This is a genomic window from Nocardia shimofusensis NBRC 100134, from assembly GCF_001613125.1.
Lineage (GTDB): Bacteria > Actinomycetota > Actinomycetes > Mycobacteriales > Mycobacteriaceae > Nocardia > Nocardia shimofusensis.
Window position 1 is genome coordinate 88,601 of the sequence record NZ_BDBT01000019.1, and the last position, 16,709, is coordinate 105,309.

16 protein-coding genes are annotated in these 16,709 nt (G+C 69.2%); 2 read left to right on the forward strand and 14 right to left on the reverse strand.

Annotated elements, in window-relative coordinates; all coding sequences use genetic code 11:
* Together mycP and eccD are read right to left on the reverse strand one after the other, a co-directional pair.
* A complete protein-coding gene (gene mycP / locus NS3_RS18955) occupies positions 1 to 1,428 on the reverse strand; it encodes a type VII secretion-associated serine protease mycosin (RefSeq protein WP_067861494.1) in 1,428 nt (475 codons plus the stop codon).
* Positions 1,425 to 2,906: a type VII secretion integral membrane protein EccD gene (eccD, locus tag NS3_RS18960; protein WP_067861496.1), complete on the reverse strand. Its 1,482-nt coding sequence runs from the start codon at positions 2,904 to 2,906 to the stop codon at positions 1,425 to 1,427. The genes mycP and eccD overlap by 4 nt, the downstream gene beginning before the upstream one ends.
* A gap of 248 nt (positions 2,907 to 3,154) precedes the next feature.
* Here eccD and eccA point away from each other — a divergent pair, with 248 nt between their 5' ends.
* Positions 3,155 to 4,987, forward strand: coding sequence for a type VII secretion AAA-ATPase EccA (eccA, locus tag NS3_RS18965; protein WP_067861498.1), 1,833 nt, complete (start codon positions 3,155 to 3,157; stop codon positions 4,985 to 4,987).
* A gap of 37 nt (positions 4,988 to 5,024) precedes the next feature.
* On the opposite strand, the gene eccB is transcribed toward eccA, so the two are convergent.
* Positions 5,025 to 6,518 carry a type VII secretion protein EccB gene (eccB, locus tag NS3_RS18970; protein ID WP_067861500.1) on the reverse strand — a complete coding sequence of 498 codons (1,494 nt, stop codon included), beginning with the start codon at positions 6,516 to 6,518 and terminating at the stop codon, positions 5,025 to 5,027.
* Positions 6,519 to 6,825: 307 nt separating this feature from the next.
* Here eccB and eccE point away from each other — a divergent pair, with 307 nt between their 5' ends.
* The gene (gene eccE, locus NS3_RS18975; protein ID WP_245649690.1) at positions 6,826 to 8,541 is read left to right on the forward strand and encodes a type VII secretion protein EccE; all 1,716 of its coding nucleotides are present in this window, start codon (positions 6,826 to 6,828) and stop codon (positions 8,539 to 8,541) included.
* 106 nt (positions 8,542 to 8,647) lie between these two features.
* Here eccE and NS3_RS18980 read toward each other — a convergent pair whose 3' ends face one another.
* From NS3_RS18980 to NS3_RS19030, 11 genes are all read right to left on the reverse strand, one after another.
* On the reverse strand, positions 8,648 to 8,941 hold the full coding sequence (locus NS3_RS18980; RefSeq protein WP_067861502.1) for a WXG100 family type VII secretion target: 294 nt from the start codon (positions 8,939 to 8,941) through the stop codon (positions 8,648 to 8,650).
* Positions 8,942 to 8,984: 43 nt separating this feature from the next.
* Positions 8,985 to 9,278, reverse strand: coding sequence for a WXG100 family type VII secretion target (locus NS3_RS18985; RefSeq protein WP_169811660.1), 294 nt, complete (start codon positions 9,276 to 9,278; stop codon positions 8,985 to 8,987).
* 78 nt (positions 9,279 to 9,356) lie between these two features.
* Entirely contained in the window at positions 9,357 to 10,151 is a 795-nt protein-coding gene (locus NS3_RS18990) for an ESX secretion-associated protein EspG (RefSeq protein WP_067861506.1), read from the reverse strand.
* Entirely contained in the window at positions 10,148 to 11,137 is a 990-nt protein-coding gene (locus NS3_RS18995) for a PPE domain-containing protein (protein WP_067861507.1), read from the reverse strand. The genes NS3_RS18990 and NS3_RS18995 overlap by 4 nt, the downstream gene beginning before the upstream one ends.
* Before the next feature lie 31 nt (positions 11,138 to 11,168).
* Entirely contained in the window at positions 11,169 to 11,495 is a 327-nt protein-coding gene (locus NS3_RS19000) for a PE domain-containing protein (RefSeq protein WP_067861509.1), read from the reverse strand.
* A 14-nt stretch (positions 11,496 to 11,509) separates the two neighbouring features.
* On the reverse strand, positions 11,510 to 12,784 hold the full coding sequence (locus tag NS3_RS19005) for a hypothetical protein (RefSeq protein WP_245649691.1): 1,275 nt from the start codon (positions 12,782 to 12,784) through the stop codon (positions 11,510 to 11,512).
* A gap of 8 nt (positions 12,785 to 12,792) precedes the next feature.
* On the reverse strand, positions 12,793 to 13,113 hold the full coding sequence (locus tag NS3_RS19010) for a hypothetical protein (protein ID WP_067861513.1): 321 nt from the start codon (positions 13,111 to 13,113) through the stop codon (positions 12,793 to 12,795).
* A 153-nt stretch (positions 13,114 to 13,266) separates the two neighbouring features.
* Positions 13,267 to 13,554 carry a YbaB/EbfC family nucleoid-associated protein gene (locus NS3_RS19015; protein WP_307610353.1) on the reverse strand — a complete coding sequence of 96 codons (288 nt, stop codon included), beginning with the start codon at positions 13,552 to 13,554 and terminating at the stop codon, positions 13,267 to 13,269.
* 51 nt (positions 13,555 to 13,605) lie between these two features.
* Positions 13,606 to 13,947, reverse strand: a complete 342-nt coding sequence (locus NS3_RS19020; RefSeq protein ID WP_067861517.1) for a hypothetical protein — start codon at positions 13,945 to 13,947, stop codon at positions 13,606 to 13,608.
* Between the two features lie 10 nt (positions 13,948 to 13,957).
* Entirely contained in the window at positions 13,958 to 14,743 is a 786-nt protein-coding gene (locus tag NS3_RS19025; RefSeq protein WP_067861520.1) for an ESX secretion-associated protein EspG, read from the reverse strand.
* Positions 14,740 to 16,539 carry a hypothetical protein gene (locus NS3_RS19030; RefSeq protein WP_067861521.1) on the reverse strand — a complete coding sequence of 600 codons (1,800 nt, stop codon included), beginning with the start codon at positions 16,537 to 16,539 and terminating at the stop codon, positions 14,740 to 14,742. The genes NS3_RS19025 and NS3_RS19030 overlap by 4 nt, the downstream gene beginning before the upstream one ends.
* Positions 16,540 to 16,709 lie beyond the last annotated feature (170 nt).

Consider the following 16,709-nt stretch of genomic DNA (forward strand, 5'->3'; position numbering starts at 1 on the left):
CTACCCCTCAGTGCTTTCCTGGTCGAGATGGTCGAGATCGAGTTCGCGCCGATTGCGAAACGGAATCGACAGCGCGGCACCGATACCGAGAGCGGCCAGGGCGGTGATGGAGCCGATGGCAGCCACCCGGCGCGGCAACTGGTCAGGCCCTGGCGGATGGAACGGCGCGGGCAATGCCCGCGGCGTATCGGCCCCGGCGTAGACAGGCTGATCCGGCAGGTCGGCGGTCAGTGCGGCGACCGGGTCTATCAGGCCGTGGCCGAGTTCGTCGTCGCGGCCGGTGCCCGGCGCGTGAGCAGTGTGGATGACGCGGTCGATGACCTGTGCGGCGCTCAGTTCCGGGAACCGTGCCCGCACCAGGGCGACCAGGCCGGACACGTACGGCGCCGCGAAACTGGTGCCCTCGATCGGGCTGATGCCCTCGCTGGTCTGCACGCCGTCGACCAGGCCGGTGCCGCCGGGCTTGCTGTCGAGCGAGACGATCCTGCGCCCGATGGCGGCCGCGCGTACCCACGGCCCGTGCAGCGAGAGTTCGGAGACCATGCCGTTGGGGTCGATGGAGGCGACCGAGAGCACGTACGGATCGAACCAGGCGGGGCTGGCCACCGTCTGCACGGCGGACCAGCCGGGTTGTTCGTTCTGCGTCTTGCAGGCGCCCTCGGACTGCAAGTTGCCCGCGGCGGCGACCACGACGACGTTGCGGTCGAAGGCGTATTTCACCGCCGCGCCCAGGGCGCCGTCCTGCGGCGACCCGCCCGCGCTCGAACACGCCACCTCGGAGATGTTGATGACGGTGGCACCCATGTCGACAGCGCGCACGACCGCCCCCGCCAAGGTGAGCACGTTGCCGTAGCCGGAGGTGGTGATGGCGCCGGACTCCTCGCCGGACCGGCGGTTCTCGGGCTCGTATGCCAGGCTGAGCTGGCGGATGGCGAGGATCTCGGCGTCGGGAGCCACACCGGCGAACGCGTCGTCGGGACTCGGCACGGCGGCGATGATGCCCGCGACGAGAGTGCCGTGGCCGTCGCAGTCCACCGTGCCGTCGGTGTCGGAGACGTAGTCGCCGCCCGGCTGCAGCGCGGGCAGGCGCGGGTGCCTGTTCACGCCGGTATCGATGACGGCCACCTTCTGCCCCGCCCCGCGGCTGAACTGCCACGCCGTCGGAAGGTCCAGAACCGCTTGGGCCACCGGCGGTTCCGCGGGCGGGGCGCCGGTGAGCATCGGTTCGGCGCACACCGAGCGCTGTTCGGTCGGCTCGAGCGGCGCGGGTCTGCCGCTGATCGCCAACGCCGGGCCCAGCGCCGCGTCATCGACCGCGGGCGGGCCGATCGCCGCCGCCGGGGCAGGCCAGCCGAACACCGCCGCACCGAGAACCACGGCGGCGCTGATGATTCCGGTACCGCGGCGCAGCCCCAGCCGCCCGGTCATAGGTTCAGGTTCCTCGCCATCGAGTAGATACCGAGCAGCCACAGCGCCAGCGGGATGATGGCGCAGATCAGCAGGTATTCGAAGATTTCGCCGATTCGCCTGGTGACCGGCGTGATCTCGAGGTGCGGACCGATGACGCCGAAGGCCACGACAGCAGCGGCCAGCGCCAGCAGCAAGCCGCCTGAGAGCAGCAGCCGTCCGGAGTCGCCGAAGGCCAGTCCGGTCAGCAGCCCGGCGATCACCGACGCTCCCGCGACGATCAGCGTGCCCGCCTGCACGAGATCGGCGAACGCGCGTCCGCGCAGGCAGAGGATGATCGCGGTGATCACCGCCAGCGTCAAGCCCTGCCAGCGCACCTGGCCCAGGGTGTCGGCGGTGCCGAGCGCGCCGACGGTCGCGGCGACCGCGCTGCCGATGACCATGCCCGTCTGGTACTGGTTGGCCGCCCGGGCTCGCTGTCCCAGTCCGGCCGCCGACGGCAGCGCCGTCGCACCGATCGCACCGATGCCCTCGATGGTCGGGCGTTGTTCATGATCGGCCGGATCGATGGCCGCGCCCGCCGTCGGCACCGGCGGCACCGGCAGCCTGGCCGCGACGGCGGCGAGGCGGGGGATCATGGAGATCATGATGATCGCGCCGACCAGCATGCCGACGGCGATCTTGGGCAGCGAGGGCTCCCATACCATCCGCACGAGCGCGGCCACGCCGCCGAACAGCGTGAGCGTCACCGTCGCCGCACACAATGTCGCGCCAACCCCGGTCAGGCGATACAGCCCGACGGCGATCACCAGGGTGACGGCGCAGCCCAGCATCAGATGCGGACTGCCGAGCTCACCGGGTACGAAAAGCGCCGCGCCACCGAAGAACAGCAGCAGCGCGGTCAGCGACAACCACAGCGCGGTCAACTGGGCGAGGTACTTGCGCGCCGCGATGACGGCGCCGGCCGTGGCGGCGAGCCCACCGCCGGTCGCGAGGAAGGGCGCGGCCGGTCCGCCGCCGTGCGATCGGCCGATCGCGAACAGCGTCAGCGCCAGCAGCACCGTCGCCACCCCCGCGGCCAGGCCGGTCCAGCGCGCCGATCCTGGCGACCAACTGTGATGATCCTCGGCCGTCAGACGCGAGACCGCGTCGATGACGTCATCGAACAGCGCGGGTGATTCCTTGGCCGTCACCGCCCGCAGCACCAGCAGTTCGCCGTCGTATACCTCGGCTTCTGTGAGGCTACGGCTCGGCGGAATGGCCTCGCGGCCGAGCCTGGCCAGCGTCCAGTGCGCAGGCTCGAGCGGCGCGCCACCGTCCTCGCTGTCCACCGGATCCGGATTGCGGGATTCGATCAGCGTCACGAGATCCCGCATGAACGAGGCGATCGGCACGGTCGCGGGCAGACCGACGTCCACCTGTGTATTGCCGCCGATCACGGAGACCCGGCACAGTTCGGGTTCAGCGGCTACCGCGCCACTGCTCAGCGATTCGGTCAATTGCTGAACGACCCCAGTTCCCTACTGAACTTTCCCGACAATGAACATTCCCGACCCACCCGCACCGTCGGCGACGAACCCGCGCGCTCTATCGCGCGGCACCGTTCAGGCACCACACGGTGCGTCCGTTGCGGCGGACCGGCAGTGAAACCTAATGTATCGGACAGACTCAACGCACGCGATCGGTAGGCTGGCTGAAAAATGAACGCAGGCAGTATCACTGGTGAATACCAGAGGGACCGGCTTCGATGAGCGGCAACAGACAGGCACAACGCGCCTTCGACGCGGGGGTGCTCTCACTCGGGCTCACCATCGACGGCCAGGAATCGGCCCGTGACCTGGAGTACGCGAAACTGGCGTTTCAGCGTGCGACCGAATGGGATCCGTCGATGTGCGACGCCTGGTTGGGGCGCGCCGCCGCCGGCGAGGTGACCGCCGAGGTCTTGCACAACCTCTACAAGACCAGCACGACAACGCTGTACCGCGAACAGCGCCGCCTCGGCCTTGCGCCGCGCGCGCTGTCGGGCCGATTCCTGTCCGGCTTGTACATCGACTACCCGCTGTCCAGTTACACCGAGATCTGCCTGGCCAAGGCGGCGCACCTGATCGGCGAAAAGGAGTACGGCGAGGCCGAGAAGGTGCTCGACGACCTCGCCGTACATCGCCGCAAGCTCACCTCCGACACCGATCGGGTGGCCGACGACAGGATCAGCGCCTACATCCGCGGTGTACTGCACTTCAACACCCAGCGCTGGCCCGATGTGATGAGCGTGCTCGCGGGATCGGCCGAGTGGGACGATCCGTACCTGGCTTCGGGCGCGCACGTGATGGTGGGCACCGCGTGCGCTCAGCTCGGCCTGTTCGGTGAGGCGATCCGCCGAATGGAGCAAGCCGAAGCGGGCCCGATTCCCGCCGCACGCACCACCGCCATGTTCTGCCGCGGCCTGTGCCTGCGCGAGACCGGCGAGGAGGACAAGGCACAGTCCCTGTTCGAGAAGGTCTATTCGCAGGCACCGGATTTCGCGGCCAACACCGCCGCGATGCGCGACCGCACCTACCGCCTCACGGTCACCACGAAGGAGTCCATCGACGCCAGGACCGATCGTTGGGACCCGGCGTCCGCGCCGTCGGCGGAACAGATGCAGAGCGCCGACGCCGAGGATCGCGCGAAGCGGATCCTGGCCGAGGCACGCGCCGAACTCGACCGCCAGATCGGTTTGGACTCGGTGAAAACGCAGGTGGCCAAACTGCAGGCCACCGCGCAGTTGGCGAAGATCCGTGCCGAGAAGGGCATGGCCAGCGTGCCGCGCGGTAATCACCTCGCGTTCACCGGACCGCCCGGCACCGGCAAGACGACCATCGCCCGTGTCGTCGCCAAGATCTACTGCGGTGTCGGCCTGCTCAAGACCGACAAGGTCGTCGAGGCCAAGCGCATGGACCTGGTCGGCCAGCATCTGGGCAGCACCGCGATCAAGACCGACAAGCTGATCGACACCGCGATGGACGGCGTGCTGTTCATCGACGAGGCGTACACACTGATCCAGACCGGCCTGTCCGGCGGTGACGCCTTCGGCCGTGAAGCCGTGGACACACTGCTGGCGCGGATGGAGAACGACCGCGACCGCCTGGTGGTCATCATCGCCGGTTACGACGGCGAGATCGACCGGCTGCTGGCCGCCAACGACGGTTTGGCCTCCCGTTTCGCCAAGCGCCTGCAGTTCCCTTCCTACACGCCCTCCGAACTCGGGAAGATAGGCAAACTCATTGCCGGATCTCGGGATTCGGAGCTGTCCGACGAGGCCCTGGAGTTGCTGGAGAAGGCCTGTGAGGGTCTCTACAACTCCGAGCGCGTCGACCAGAGCGGTCAGCCACGGCGGGGCATCGACCTGGCCGGCAACGGCCGCTTCGTGCGCAACGTCATCGAGGCGGCCGAGGAGGAGCGTGAATTCCGGTTGGCCAACGATGATTCGCTCGATCTGAGCACGGTCGACGAGGCGGTGCTGATGCGCATCGAAGCCGCCGACATGCACGCCGCACTCACCGGCGTGCTGGCCTCCCTGGGTGTGACCAACCCGTCCTGACCCGATCTCCCGCTGGTCTGATCCCCGCGGGATCAGATCAGCGGGCGGTGGGCAGCACGTCGTGCTGGACCAGCGCGTCCGCGACGGACAGCGTCGGCCCGGGGACCAGTTGGCCGACGATCGCCCACGGCGCAAGGCGCGGCTCGGCGTCGAGACCGAGCACCGCCGCGGTGTCCATGTCCGGGATGCCGTAGCGGATGCCGTTGTCGGCGATGTAGAACAGGCTGCCGCGCCGAGGGGTACCAGGGGCCATGCCGGTCATCTGGACGAATTCGCCGGAGGAGGGCCGCAGGTAGGCGGTGTCCACCCGGTCTCCGGTCCCGTCGGAGGTGGCCAGCGTCACCGGCCCCGCCGACTCCGGTACCGGCGTCCTCGTGCCGGCCAGCAGCGTCACGGTGGCACGGTCCGCGCTGCCTTCGGCGGTGGAGTCCTCGGTGGGATCGGTCTTGCCCCAGGCCAGGCAGGTCACCGGCGCGTCCTCGGCGGACACCAGTCGCGGCGCGGTCGCCGGGAAATGGTCCACGGGCAGCACGGTCACCTGGGGGACGCCGGAGAGCACGTCCGGCGGCATGGTCTTGATCTGACTCATGCCCTGCGAATTCGCGGTGCGGATCACCTCGGCGGTGAAGGCACTGACCCGCTGCACCCCCTGCGCGAGCACCACATACAGGTCGCCCGCTCCCGCGCCGGCGCCGCCGACCGAGATGACACCGCCGACCGGCACCTCCGACAATCGGCCGGGCCCCGGCTTGCCCGACTCCGGGATCTCCGGTGCGGCCAACGGCGGAACGGCGGCGGCCGCGTCCAGCAGCCCGGCGCCGACCGGGCGCGAACGGTGACCGGACAGGTCCAGCGCCCTGGCCAGAATCGAATCGGCCGGGTCGAGGGCGGCGCGTTTGCCGTCGTAGAGCAGGTAGGTCTGGGTGCCGCGCCGCACCAGCACCGCCTCGTCCTCATCCAGTTCCCGGATACGCTCACTCACCTGCGGCCTGCCCGCGATCACCGTGGTCGCCACGCCGGAGGCCGAGGCGGCGCTGCCGGTGATCGACAGTTCGACCGTGTCGCAGATGCTCCAGTCGGAGCGATCCCCCTGCGCCGAGCCGGGCAGCGCGGACGGCGCGCCGGGAATGCCGAGCAGCGGTCCGCGCGCCTCGCCGGCGAGCTTGCTGTCCTTGACCGAGTGCGGCGATTCGCTGCTGCCCGAGATCAAGCGGGCCGAGGCGAGATTGAGCACCGGGTGGAGCCGACGCTCGCCGGAGTCGCTCTGCACCACGACATAGAGCGCGCCGCTGTCCTTGCCCATCACGATCAGCGAGTCGCCGATGGCGCCCTGCGGTCGCAGGAAGGCCATGATCGCCGCGCCCGCGACCACCAGCAGCCCCAGGACCGCGCCGACCATCAGTGAGCGGGCCTGCGAGCGCATCGGATCGTGCAGCATTCGCACGTCACGACGCACGAGCGCGTGGTCGAGCCTGCGCAAGAGGAAACGGTATCCGTTGACCTGAGCCTTGGTAGTCAGCTGGGCAGGCACGTGGTCTCCATCGAATGCTCGGCGAGGGCGGTTGTCCGGCAGTTGTTTACAGTATCGGCCCCCCTGCCGGTGTCAATTCACACATCGCGTCCGGCCCGTGCGAAGGGATGCCGCTGCTCCCGGGCGCGGCCGAAATCCGCACGGTAAGGTGAGCGTGAAAGAGACCGCCGGAGCAGGTGACCCTGAACGTATCGACCGGCGTGACCGGGTCCGATCATCGTGAACGAGGCCGATCATCGTGGACGAGGCAGTGAACGAATCCGAATCCGCGCGGGGCGGTGCCGAGCGAACGGAAACGCGAAACTCGGTGAACACCGCATTACACGATCCGGAATTCTGGTTGTTTCGGCATATTCCGCTGCATTACACAGTGCCGCTGGCATTGTTCGCCGCGGCGGCGGCGTGGCTGGCGACGGCGTTCGGGGCGCCGGCCTATGTGATCGCGATCGTGGTCGCGGTCGTACTGCTGGCCGGCGCGGCGCCGGTCCGCCGCCGCCACCCTCGCAACGTCGTCGGAATGATCGCGCGCACCATCGCCTACCGCAGGCGACGGATCCGTCCCGACCGCCTGCCGTCCGGCGGCGAGGCCGTCGACGTCCCGCTGACCGAGGGCGGCAGCTACGGGATGCGCTGGGACCGCGGCCTGCTGATCACCATGATGCGGATCGACCCGCCACCGGACGCGCTGACCCTGTTGCGCCGCGGCTCGCTGAGCACCGCGCAGGTACTACCGCTGACCGAGATCGGTAAGTGCCTGAGCCAGTTCGACATCAAGCTGGCCTCGATCGACGTCATCAGCACCGGCGCACGCACCGCGAGCAATGGTGTCGTCGCGCGACTCTACGACAGCATCATCGGTCCGCTGCCGGCCATCGCGCACCGCACCGTCTGGCTGGTGCTGCGATTGGACCCGCTGGCCAACGCCCGAGCAGTCGACAACCGCGGCGGCGGCGCCGAGGGCACACTGCGCACCGCCATCATCGCGACCCGCCGGGTAGCCAATCGGCTGGCCGCGCTTGACATCTCCACGTCGGTGCTCGCCGCGGGCGAGATGAACGCGGCGATGCGCATGCTCACCCGCAACGTCGCGTTGGAGGACTTCGTCGAGACCCAGCACTCGCTCGTGCACGACGGCGTCTACTCGACCAGCTACGAGATCGGCCCGGACCTGATCGGCTCTCGTGGCTTCGCCGACATCTGGGCGACACCGAGCCTCACCACCACGGTCACCGTCCGGCTGCGGCCCGGGACGCACCGAGTCGACGAGCGAACCGTAGAATCACCGCCGATCACCTTGGGCGCCCTGGTGCGCTTCGACACCGCCGCCGAGCCCGAACAGCCGCCCGTCGAGGGGCTGCGACCATTACCGGGACATCAGTTCCGTGCGCTGCTCGACTGCCTGCCCGCCCAGCTGAGCGCCCATGACGCTGTCGGTGACTATCAGGGCCCGCTCGACGCACTGACAGGCATCGCGCTGCCCACCGCGGGCTGTGGGCAGCTGATCGGCGCCGACGGACTCGGGCAGGGCATCGCCGTGCCGTTGATCGGTGAGGGCACCCGCCACCTCGAGGTGATCGGGAAACTCGACCTGGCCCAGCAGGTGATCCTGCGCGCGATCGCACTCGGCGCGCGCGCGGTCGTGCACACCGACCGGCCCGACGCCTGGCACACCATGGTTGTCAATGTCGGTGATCCGCACGCACTCTCGCTGGCATCCCGGCTCGCGGGCACCGGTCAGCAGCCCGCTCCCCCGGTCGCGACGCCCGGCCCTTTCGCCACGACCACCGTGATCGTCTTCGACGGCATCGCGCCGATGGCGCAGACGGGTGGCGCGACGATCGTGCACGTGCGGGCGCCCGGAACCCCCGCCGACGAACTGGACGCCGATGTCGTCCTGATCCAGGATCCGGTCGCTCCCAATTCGATCACGGTGCGGACCTCGACCGCGAGCACCACGGTCACCATGGTCACCACCCCGGACGAGATGCGATACATCGGCGAATCGCTCGTCGCCGCCCGCTGATTCGCGCCGCTACGAAGCACACCCGCTCCGGTCGCTCCCCCACCGACACCGAGCGCGCGAAACGGCCGGTCGAAGTCGAACTCCGACCGGCCGTCTCAGCGGATCGTCACGCGCCGAAGCCGTCGCCGATCGTCTTGTCGGTGTGGAACGCGTTCTGCATCGCGCTGTCGACCGCCGCGGCGATCTTGTTCAGCAGCGCGAGCGCATCCTGGTACTCGGGCTCCCACTTGCCGACTTCTCTGTTGAAGCCTTCGAGACCGGAGCCCTGCCATGCCTCGTTCATCTTCTTGGCGGCCTGGCTCATGTTCTCGGCCTCTTGCGTCAGTTTGTTGTAGTTGTCGTGCAAGTCGTTGTACAGGGCGGTGATCGCCGCCTCGTCGTAAAGCATGCCGTCCGACATGTGCTGTGTCCTTCGCTATCTGTGGTGAATGCGGGCGAATGTGTCAGGCGAGGCGAAGGCCGCCGAAGTCGTCGTTGTTGCTGGTGTCCATCGCCGTGAATTGCGCGGTACCGACACCGACCTGCTGCTCGATGGCGGTCAGGACGCGGTTGAGGTCGTCGTTCTTCTTGTTCCACTCGGCCGCGGCGGTCTGGAACCCGCCGGCGGCTTCACCCTTCCAGCCCGCCTTCGCGGCATCGACTGCCGAGTCGATCGCGGCAAGGGCCCGCTGAACCCCGTCGACCGCATCGACCATCTCCTGCTGCGCCTGCTTGGCGAGGTCGTTGTTGGCTTCCAAGAGAGCCATGATTGTTTCCTTCCGAATATCTGGTGTGCTGGAGGGTGATGGTGTACTCCATCACCCGGTCGGAGATGATTACTGCGGTAGCCACCTCCCCCCGGGCAGAATTTCGATCAATCCGGAGATCGCCTGTGCGACACGGTGATCGGTGCCCGGTGTGACGGTGGACCAGACCTGGAGGTCCGGGGCAGCGCCAGGCGCGACCACGATGCGGCCGCGCCCCGTCTCGTACACCACGGCCGCGCAGGGCGGTCGCGTGGTCACACCGTCGACGTGCGCGTAGGCGACGATCTCGGCGTAGGCACGGCAGGACTCGAAAGCGAGCCCGTAGCGGGTGGCGTCGCGTTCGGCGACGCCGAGGGCGTAGACGGCGTCGGCGAAATCCGCGGAGGTGCGCGCTGCCGACAGCCGGTCGGCCAGGTCGGCGGCGGGCGCGCTGAACGCGGCCACGTCCGCGGGCTCACCGGGACCGAGCGCGCGCAGCAACCGCGTGGTCAGTGCCGAGCCGGATTCGTCGGACCAGACCGTACCGACCTCGATGCGATCGCCGATCCGCTCGGCCAGCGCGTGCTGGTCGGCGCGGCGGGCCAGACAGAGCCGGATCGGTACGCCGTCCTCGCGGTAGATCCTGGCGACCAGCTCACGATCCGGCTGGGCGAGGGTGTGCATGGCCTGCGCCAGATCCGGTTCGACCTCCCCGTACCCGTCGATCAGGCCGGAGCCGGTCAGCTCGGTGACGACCTCGCGCTGGGCGTCCGCCCACTCCTGGTAGGTCTGCTGCTGCGGGGCGATCGCCAGTACCAGCGGCATGGTCTGGATGCCGAGCCGCTCGGCAAGGGCGAGGACGCCGTCGTTGGTCAGCGTCGTCATGCGGCACCGCCCGTCCCGGTACCTCGATCCGACGGTGCCGCACCGGCTTCGGGGGCTCCGAGGACGGCGGGCGCGGCGACGATGCCCAGGTCGGCCCCGAGCGCGTCGCCGACCGCTGCCGCCCCGGTCTGCGCCTCGTATTCCTGCTCCTGCGCGGCCCCGGCGGCGCCCACCGCACCCGGCAGCAAGGGCACCGAGGAACCGCCGGTGGCGGGCACCGGCTGGGCCGCGGGCGTGGCCTGCGTGACCGCCTCGGCCACCGGCGACTGGGCGAGAACCGGCGCCTGGTACGCGGTCTTCGCCCGCGGGATCGCACCCAGGCCGAACCCGGCGGGCCGGATCATCCCCACCGTGCCGGGCGCGGCCGCACCGGCGACGGCGGCGGCCGCGGATTGCCCGGCCTGTTCGGCCTCGAGCGCGACCGGTGAGACGAGCGCGGGCGGTTCCCGCTGTTCCCAGGGCATCGCCAGCGGTTCGGTCGCCGCCTCATAGGCGCGCATCACCCGGGAAGCCGCCGCCTTGGCGACGTCGGCGTCGGCGTCGGTGCGCGCCGCGACCGCCTGGATGGGCGCGCCGAGCCCCGCGGTCATCGCCTCGAGCAGTCGTTCGGCCTCCGCCAGCGCGGCGAGTTCACCGCCGTCCGGCATCGCCAGCCGCGCCACCTCGTACGCCGCCGCCTGGGTCTGCGCCTTGACGGCGTGGTCGGCGGCCGCGCCCGCGGCCTCCATCAGCCAGTCCCGCAGTCTGCTCACCCGGTCGAGAACGTCCCGGCTGGTGGTGGACTGCCACGCCCCGCGCAGGCTCGCCACGATCAGCTCGTATTCGACCACCGCGGTGCCGAAGCTCTCGGCGAGCCTCCCCCATGCCGCGCCCGCCTCCGCCAGCGGAACCGCACCCGGTCCGGTGGTGAGTTCGCGCGCCATCCGGTCCGGCTCGACAGCCTCCCAGACGACGCCGGTGAATCCGGGCTGCGGTGGTTCGATCATCGTCGTACTCCGTACCTGGTCCGCGCGGAACTCAGCCGGCACCGCCGAAGCCCGCCGCGTTGTCGCCTTCCACGCGGCCGAATCCCTGGACCTGACCGCGCAATACCGCGGCCAGCCTGCGCAGTTCGAGCACGCCGGCGGCGGCGTTGTCCGCGTAGTTCGCGGCGACTTCGTTCATCGTCTGCGCCGCACGTTGCGACACCGCGTCGAGACCGGCGGGCTCGACGGCCAGGGCGGGCTCGTTGTCGCGCAGCCCGCGTTCGAGCCGATCGGCCAGGCCGTCCAGCCTGTTCGCCGCCTCCTGCGCGGCCACCGGGTCGAACTGCACTCCCGCGAAATCAACTCCGCCGCTCACCATGCCGAACCTCCTGATCAGAGCGTGAGATCTATGTCGGGCGGTGCCTCCGCCGACGTCTGCTCGGCCGCGCCGACCACCGGCAGCGAGACCCCCTCGATGTCGCCGACGACATCGTCGCCGTGCTGGGCGTTCACCAGGAATCCCGGGACGTCACCGCCGTCCCCGGCGCCCCGTGCGCCCGCGGCGGCCCCGGCACCACCCATCGGCATCATGCCGCCAGGACTGCCGCCGGAGACGGGCACCGACGAGCGCGCGGGCGACGCGGAACCTGTCGAAGCGGGTTCGGCGCCGAAACCGGCCCCACCCGAGGGCAGACCGGCGGCCTTGGTCCCGGTGTAGGGACTCAACGGCGTCGCGGCGGGTGCGATGCCGCCGAGACCGCCGCCGAATCCTCCGCCACTGCCGCCCGCACCGCCGAGCGACTTCGCCTCGTCGAGTTTCTCACCGTCCAGGGACGCGGCGTCCGCGGTCGTCTTCGGGGCGAGCAGTCCGGTGTTCGCCGCCGCCAATTGGGTCAGGCTCTGCGCACCCTGGCCCGCCATCGTCATCAGCGGCGTCAGCATCTGCAGCATCTGCATCGCCTGCTGCATCGAGTCGACGCCCTTCGGCGCGTTGGTGATCGGCACCTTCTGGCCCGCGGCGGTCATGCTCGCGGACTCGGCGGTGAGTTCGGTCCTCGTCTTCGCCACCACCGCCAATGCCTCGGTGACGGCCTCGGTGGTCGCGGCGACCATGAACAACTGTCCGCCGGGCGAGCCCAGCAGCGGCGCGGCCGCCACCATCGACGCTACGTATTTGGCGATGACCGCCGACATGAGCCCGGCCCCCACCGCGACCGAGGTCGCGGCGCCGGTGAGCACCACCTTCTCCTGGGCACTCTGAGTGGCGAGTTCGGCTCCGTCCTGCTGCGCCTGGCCCGCCTTCGCGGCGGCGGCCGTGGCGCCCATGCCCTGCCATACCGCCATCACGGCCTGCAATGCCGTGGTGCCCAATGTCGTCGCGGTCTGCAACGCGGTGCCGATCCCGGTGAGCATCTGCGTCGGATTCGGGCCGGAGCCCGCCGCTGCATCCAGCGCGCCGGTGCCGAAACTACTCGCCATATCCGTGAGCGGACGCGCCAGCGCGGCGATGTCGATCACCGGCAGCGGAGGCAGCTCGGGCAGCGGCGGAAGCGCGGACGGGTCCGGCAGCGGAGGCAGGCCCATGTCCCGCAGGATGTCGTTCACGGGCCGGTCGATGAACGGGGCGAGCGCGCTGCCCCGCATCAGGTCCAGGACCGTGGGATCCACCGGCGGATTCATGCGAGATCGTGCGTGACCGAATCGAATCCGGCCCGCGAGGTCGCCTCGGATGCCTCGTAGGCGAGCGCACTCTGCTGGGCGGTGACCGCCGTCGCGGCGTGGACGGCTGCCAGCTCCATCACCCCGGACAGATGATTCGCCTGCGCATGGGCGAACGCGAACAGGAAATCCTGGCCGATCAGGCCGAACACCGGAGCCACCGCCGCCATCGTGGCGGCTTGGTCGACCGTGCCCGCGGTCGCGACGCCGGACGCCATCGCGGCGGCGGCCGCCGCGTATCCGCGGAGGGCATCGGCTTCAGCTACGAGCTCGCTCATCGTATTCCCCGCTCCCATAACGGAATTGAACACTTCCCCAGTCGAACATACCAGCGACGCTTCCGCTCCCGGAAGCCTTTTCGGGCGTGTCCGATCTTCTCGAACTTCCGTGTCCTCGGAAGACTCTGACCTAGATCCGTGAACGACAGATGTCTACCCGACGACTTCCTCGTTGAATGCGGTGACCAGTTCGGCCCGCCGCGCGAAGGCCGCGGCCGCCGCCGCGGTCGCGGTCGACACGAGGCACTGTTCGAAATCGTCTGGCGAAAGTGTCGAAATCGCCTGCTGAAAAGAAAGATTCAGCAACGCTCCGTTGCCGTCCACCTCGACGGTGATCGCGCCGTCCTCCGACGTCGCGGTGGCCCGCACGTCCGACATCTCGTCGACGAGATCGCGCATTCGGTACAGCCGTTTACGCACGCTCGCCTCGAGCTCGTCCATCGTCTCGTACACGAAATCCCCTCTCCCGCCGTTGCAGCGCGCGCCCGACCGCTACACCTCCCGCAGCCAGCTGCGCTGCTCCATCTCGTATTCTTCCTCCTCGGCCAGCTCTTGACCAGCCACCTCTTCCTGGGTCGGCAATCCGAGCAACGCCAGCATCTCGGCGGGCATTCCCGCCTCCGAAAGCTGCTCCCGGCGTGCCATCCCCGCCCGGTTGGCCGCCTGCCTGCACAACCTGAAGACCTCCGCCGCCAACTCCCCCGGATCGCGGCGCAATTCCGCCGCCTCGATCGAGATGCCGCGCGGCAGACCTTGGTCGGTGGTACGCACCGTGATCGCGCCGTCACGCGAGGAGGCGCTCCACTCGGCCGGGCCCTGCTGTTGCTCACTCATGGCGCCCCTCTCACACCCGCTCGTCCTTGATCGCACGCACCACCGCGGCGATCCGGGTATTGATCATCTCCGTGAGCCGGCGACTGCTCGCGGGCATCGCGACCGGCGGCGTGCGATCGTCGATCACATAACGCCCGTCGTCGACCAGATCCCGCCAACCCAATCTGTGCTTGGTGATGCCACGCGGACCGAACAGAGAACGCCCTTGGATCACCGAGATACTGCCGACACGCTCGGTCGGCGTCTTCAGGAATTCCTCGCTGCTCTGGTCCATCGAGTCGGCGAACGAATCACGCACGGCCGACCTGCCATAGGAATAGTCCAGCCCGTCGTCGCCCTTGTCGGTCGACAGGACCACCTCGCGCCGACTGCCCGGCTTCACCTCGGGCATCAGGTCGACTGCCGCCGAAGCCAGCTCGAGTGCGGGGCATTCGGCAACAGTGAAACCACCACCGTGCCAGAACGTTCTTCCCGGCCGCTGGCGGATCACATACCCGCGATCACCGCGGCGGGTCGCCAGAACGCGCACGATGCCTTCCTGACGATCGGCGTCGCCCTCGTCCCACGCATCGATGATCAGCCGGATGTCGTGGTGGACGAGCGTGTCGACCATTCCGTCCCACTGCGGGTCCCAGCGCGTACGCAGTTCATCCAGCGTCTTCCGCGCCACCTCGTCGAATTCCGTACTCGTGGCGATCCCGCTCCGGAAGACGAACGGCGGCGGAACATGCTCGTGTTCTTGCGCCCGGCACATGACGAAGAACTCGAAATCGGTGAACGTCCAGGTCGGTGTCATTTCTCGACAATGGGTTTCGCGACGATAGGCGCCTCACCGAGCGCCTCCTCGAGGTGTTCGACCGAGTCGAGGTAATCGGCCCGCTTGTGCTCCCTGTTCTGGCCTTGTCCGGCACCCTGGCCCGCCGCACCCGTCGCGCCCGGCGCGCCCGGCGTTCCCTGGCTTGCCGCCGTCACCCCGGTCCGGCCCGCGACGATGCCGGTTTCGGCAATCGAGGCGCGGGGGAACAGCTTGGATGTCGCGGCCAGGTCTTTGAGAGAGCCGCCGCCGAGTCCGCCGCCCGCGCCACCGCCGCCCGCGCCCTTACCGGCGCCACCACCGCCGCCCCCGGCCTTCTTCTGCAGTTCCTTCTGCAGGTCCGACAGCGAGCCGGGCACACCGGCCATCCCCGCGGGCGTCAGATTCTGCTGCGCGCCTTGCAGAGCCTGCTCTACCGCCTGCTGCGCGCCCTGCAATCCCTGCTGCAATCCCTGCTGCAACGCTTGCTGAGCTTGCTGGGCGGCCTGTTGCGCCGCCTGCTGGGCGGCTTGCTGAGCCGCCCGCTGCTCGGCCGCTCGTTGTTCGGCGGCTTGCTGGGCGGCGAGCTCCTTCAGGCGTTGCTCCTGCTCTCGCGCCGCCCGATCCATCTGCTGCTGCAGGTCTTTCTGCTGCTGCAATTGCGCACCGGTCAGTCCGTTGGCGTTCGGCGGCTTGGCGCCGCCACCCGGTCCTCCTGCCGAGGGCCCTCCGCTGGTCGGCGTCGTGCGGGGGTCGGTCCGAGTGTTCACCGGGGGGATCGCCGGCGGCAGGAGCGGCACCGCCGAACTCGCCTGTGACACACCGGGCTTATACCAAGCGTTGTAGGCCGCGATCGCGCGCGGCAGCATCGAATCCCGCTGGTATTCGAGGGTCATGACATACGGCGATTCGGCGGGCAGCGAGCTCGCCAAACCCTTCATAGCGCCGGAGAACTGGATGAGGTTTTCGCCGAGCAGGGACATGCTCTCCGCGAGGTTTCCGAAATTGCCCGCGTAGGCGCGAATCGCGCCGTTGGCGGTCCTGGCGGCGTCGGAACTCCACATCCCGCCGTTGACCTTGGCGGTCACGAGATTGGCGAAGACGACCGAATCGGCCCGCAGTTGATCTGCCATCCACTTCCACAGCCCGCCGAGGTCCGCGACCTTGCTGTGGTTCGAGCCGACGTTGGTACGCAAATTGTAGTACTGCACGGGGCTCAGCTCGGTGGCCGGCTCGGGCTCGACCGGCGAGGTGTCGCGACCTTCCTCGGCATCGGCCAGCGATTGCAGTCTCTTGGGCAGGTCGGGAGGTCCGGTTGCCACAAGCGGCATCGCATTCGCCCCGCCCGCCCAGGCAGGGGCCGGCGTCGCACCGTCGCGCGGCACCCCGGCGATCTGGCGCCGATCGTTGGCGGTGTTCTCCCGCTTGAGGCGGTCGAACGCGGCCTCGGTCGACTCCTCGTTCGCCTTGTATTTCTTGTCCGCCGTGATGAAGGTGTTGATCACCTCCCTGAGGATCGCTTTGTGATCTCGCAGTGTGCTCACCAGCGAGTCCCCCGCCTTGAAGAACTTGGAGCCGAGAGCGCTGCCGGAGGGCAGACCGCCGAACATGTCGGGTGTGTAGCCTCCGCCTCCGGCGACCAAGTACGCGTAACCATCGACCATCTCGACGGTGAGGAGCAGATCGGTGGCGGCGTTGGACAGTTCCGCGGCCACACCGTGGTCGACTTGCAGCGCCTTCCCGCCCGCCGCCTGGTCGGCGATTCCCTTCCACGGCCCCGTCTCGGGTGGTTGGCCCATCCGTCAACTCCTGCCTCGATCAGCGCGGCCATCGTGCCACTTGTTTTCCCGAGCCCCTGGTGATCCTTGCCTGCGACCGGCAGGTCACTCCCGCCGATCATCCCACGGATCGCGTGAGCGGTCAGTAGCCGAATCGTGAATCATGCTCTGCCAGGACACTTTGCGCATAT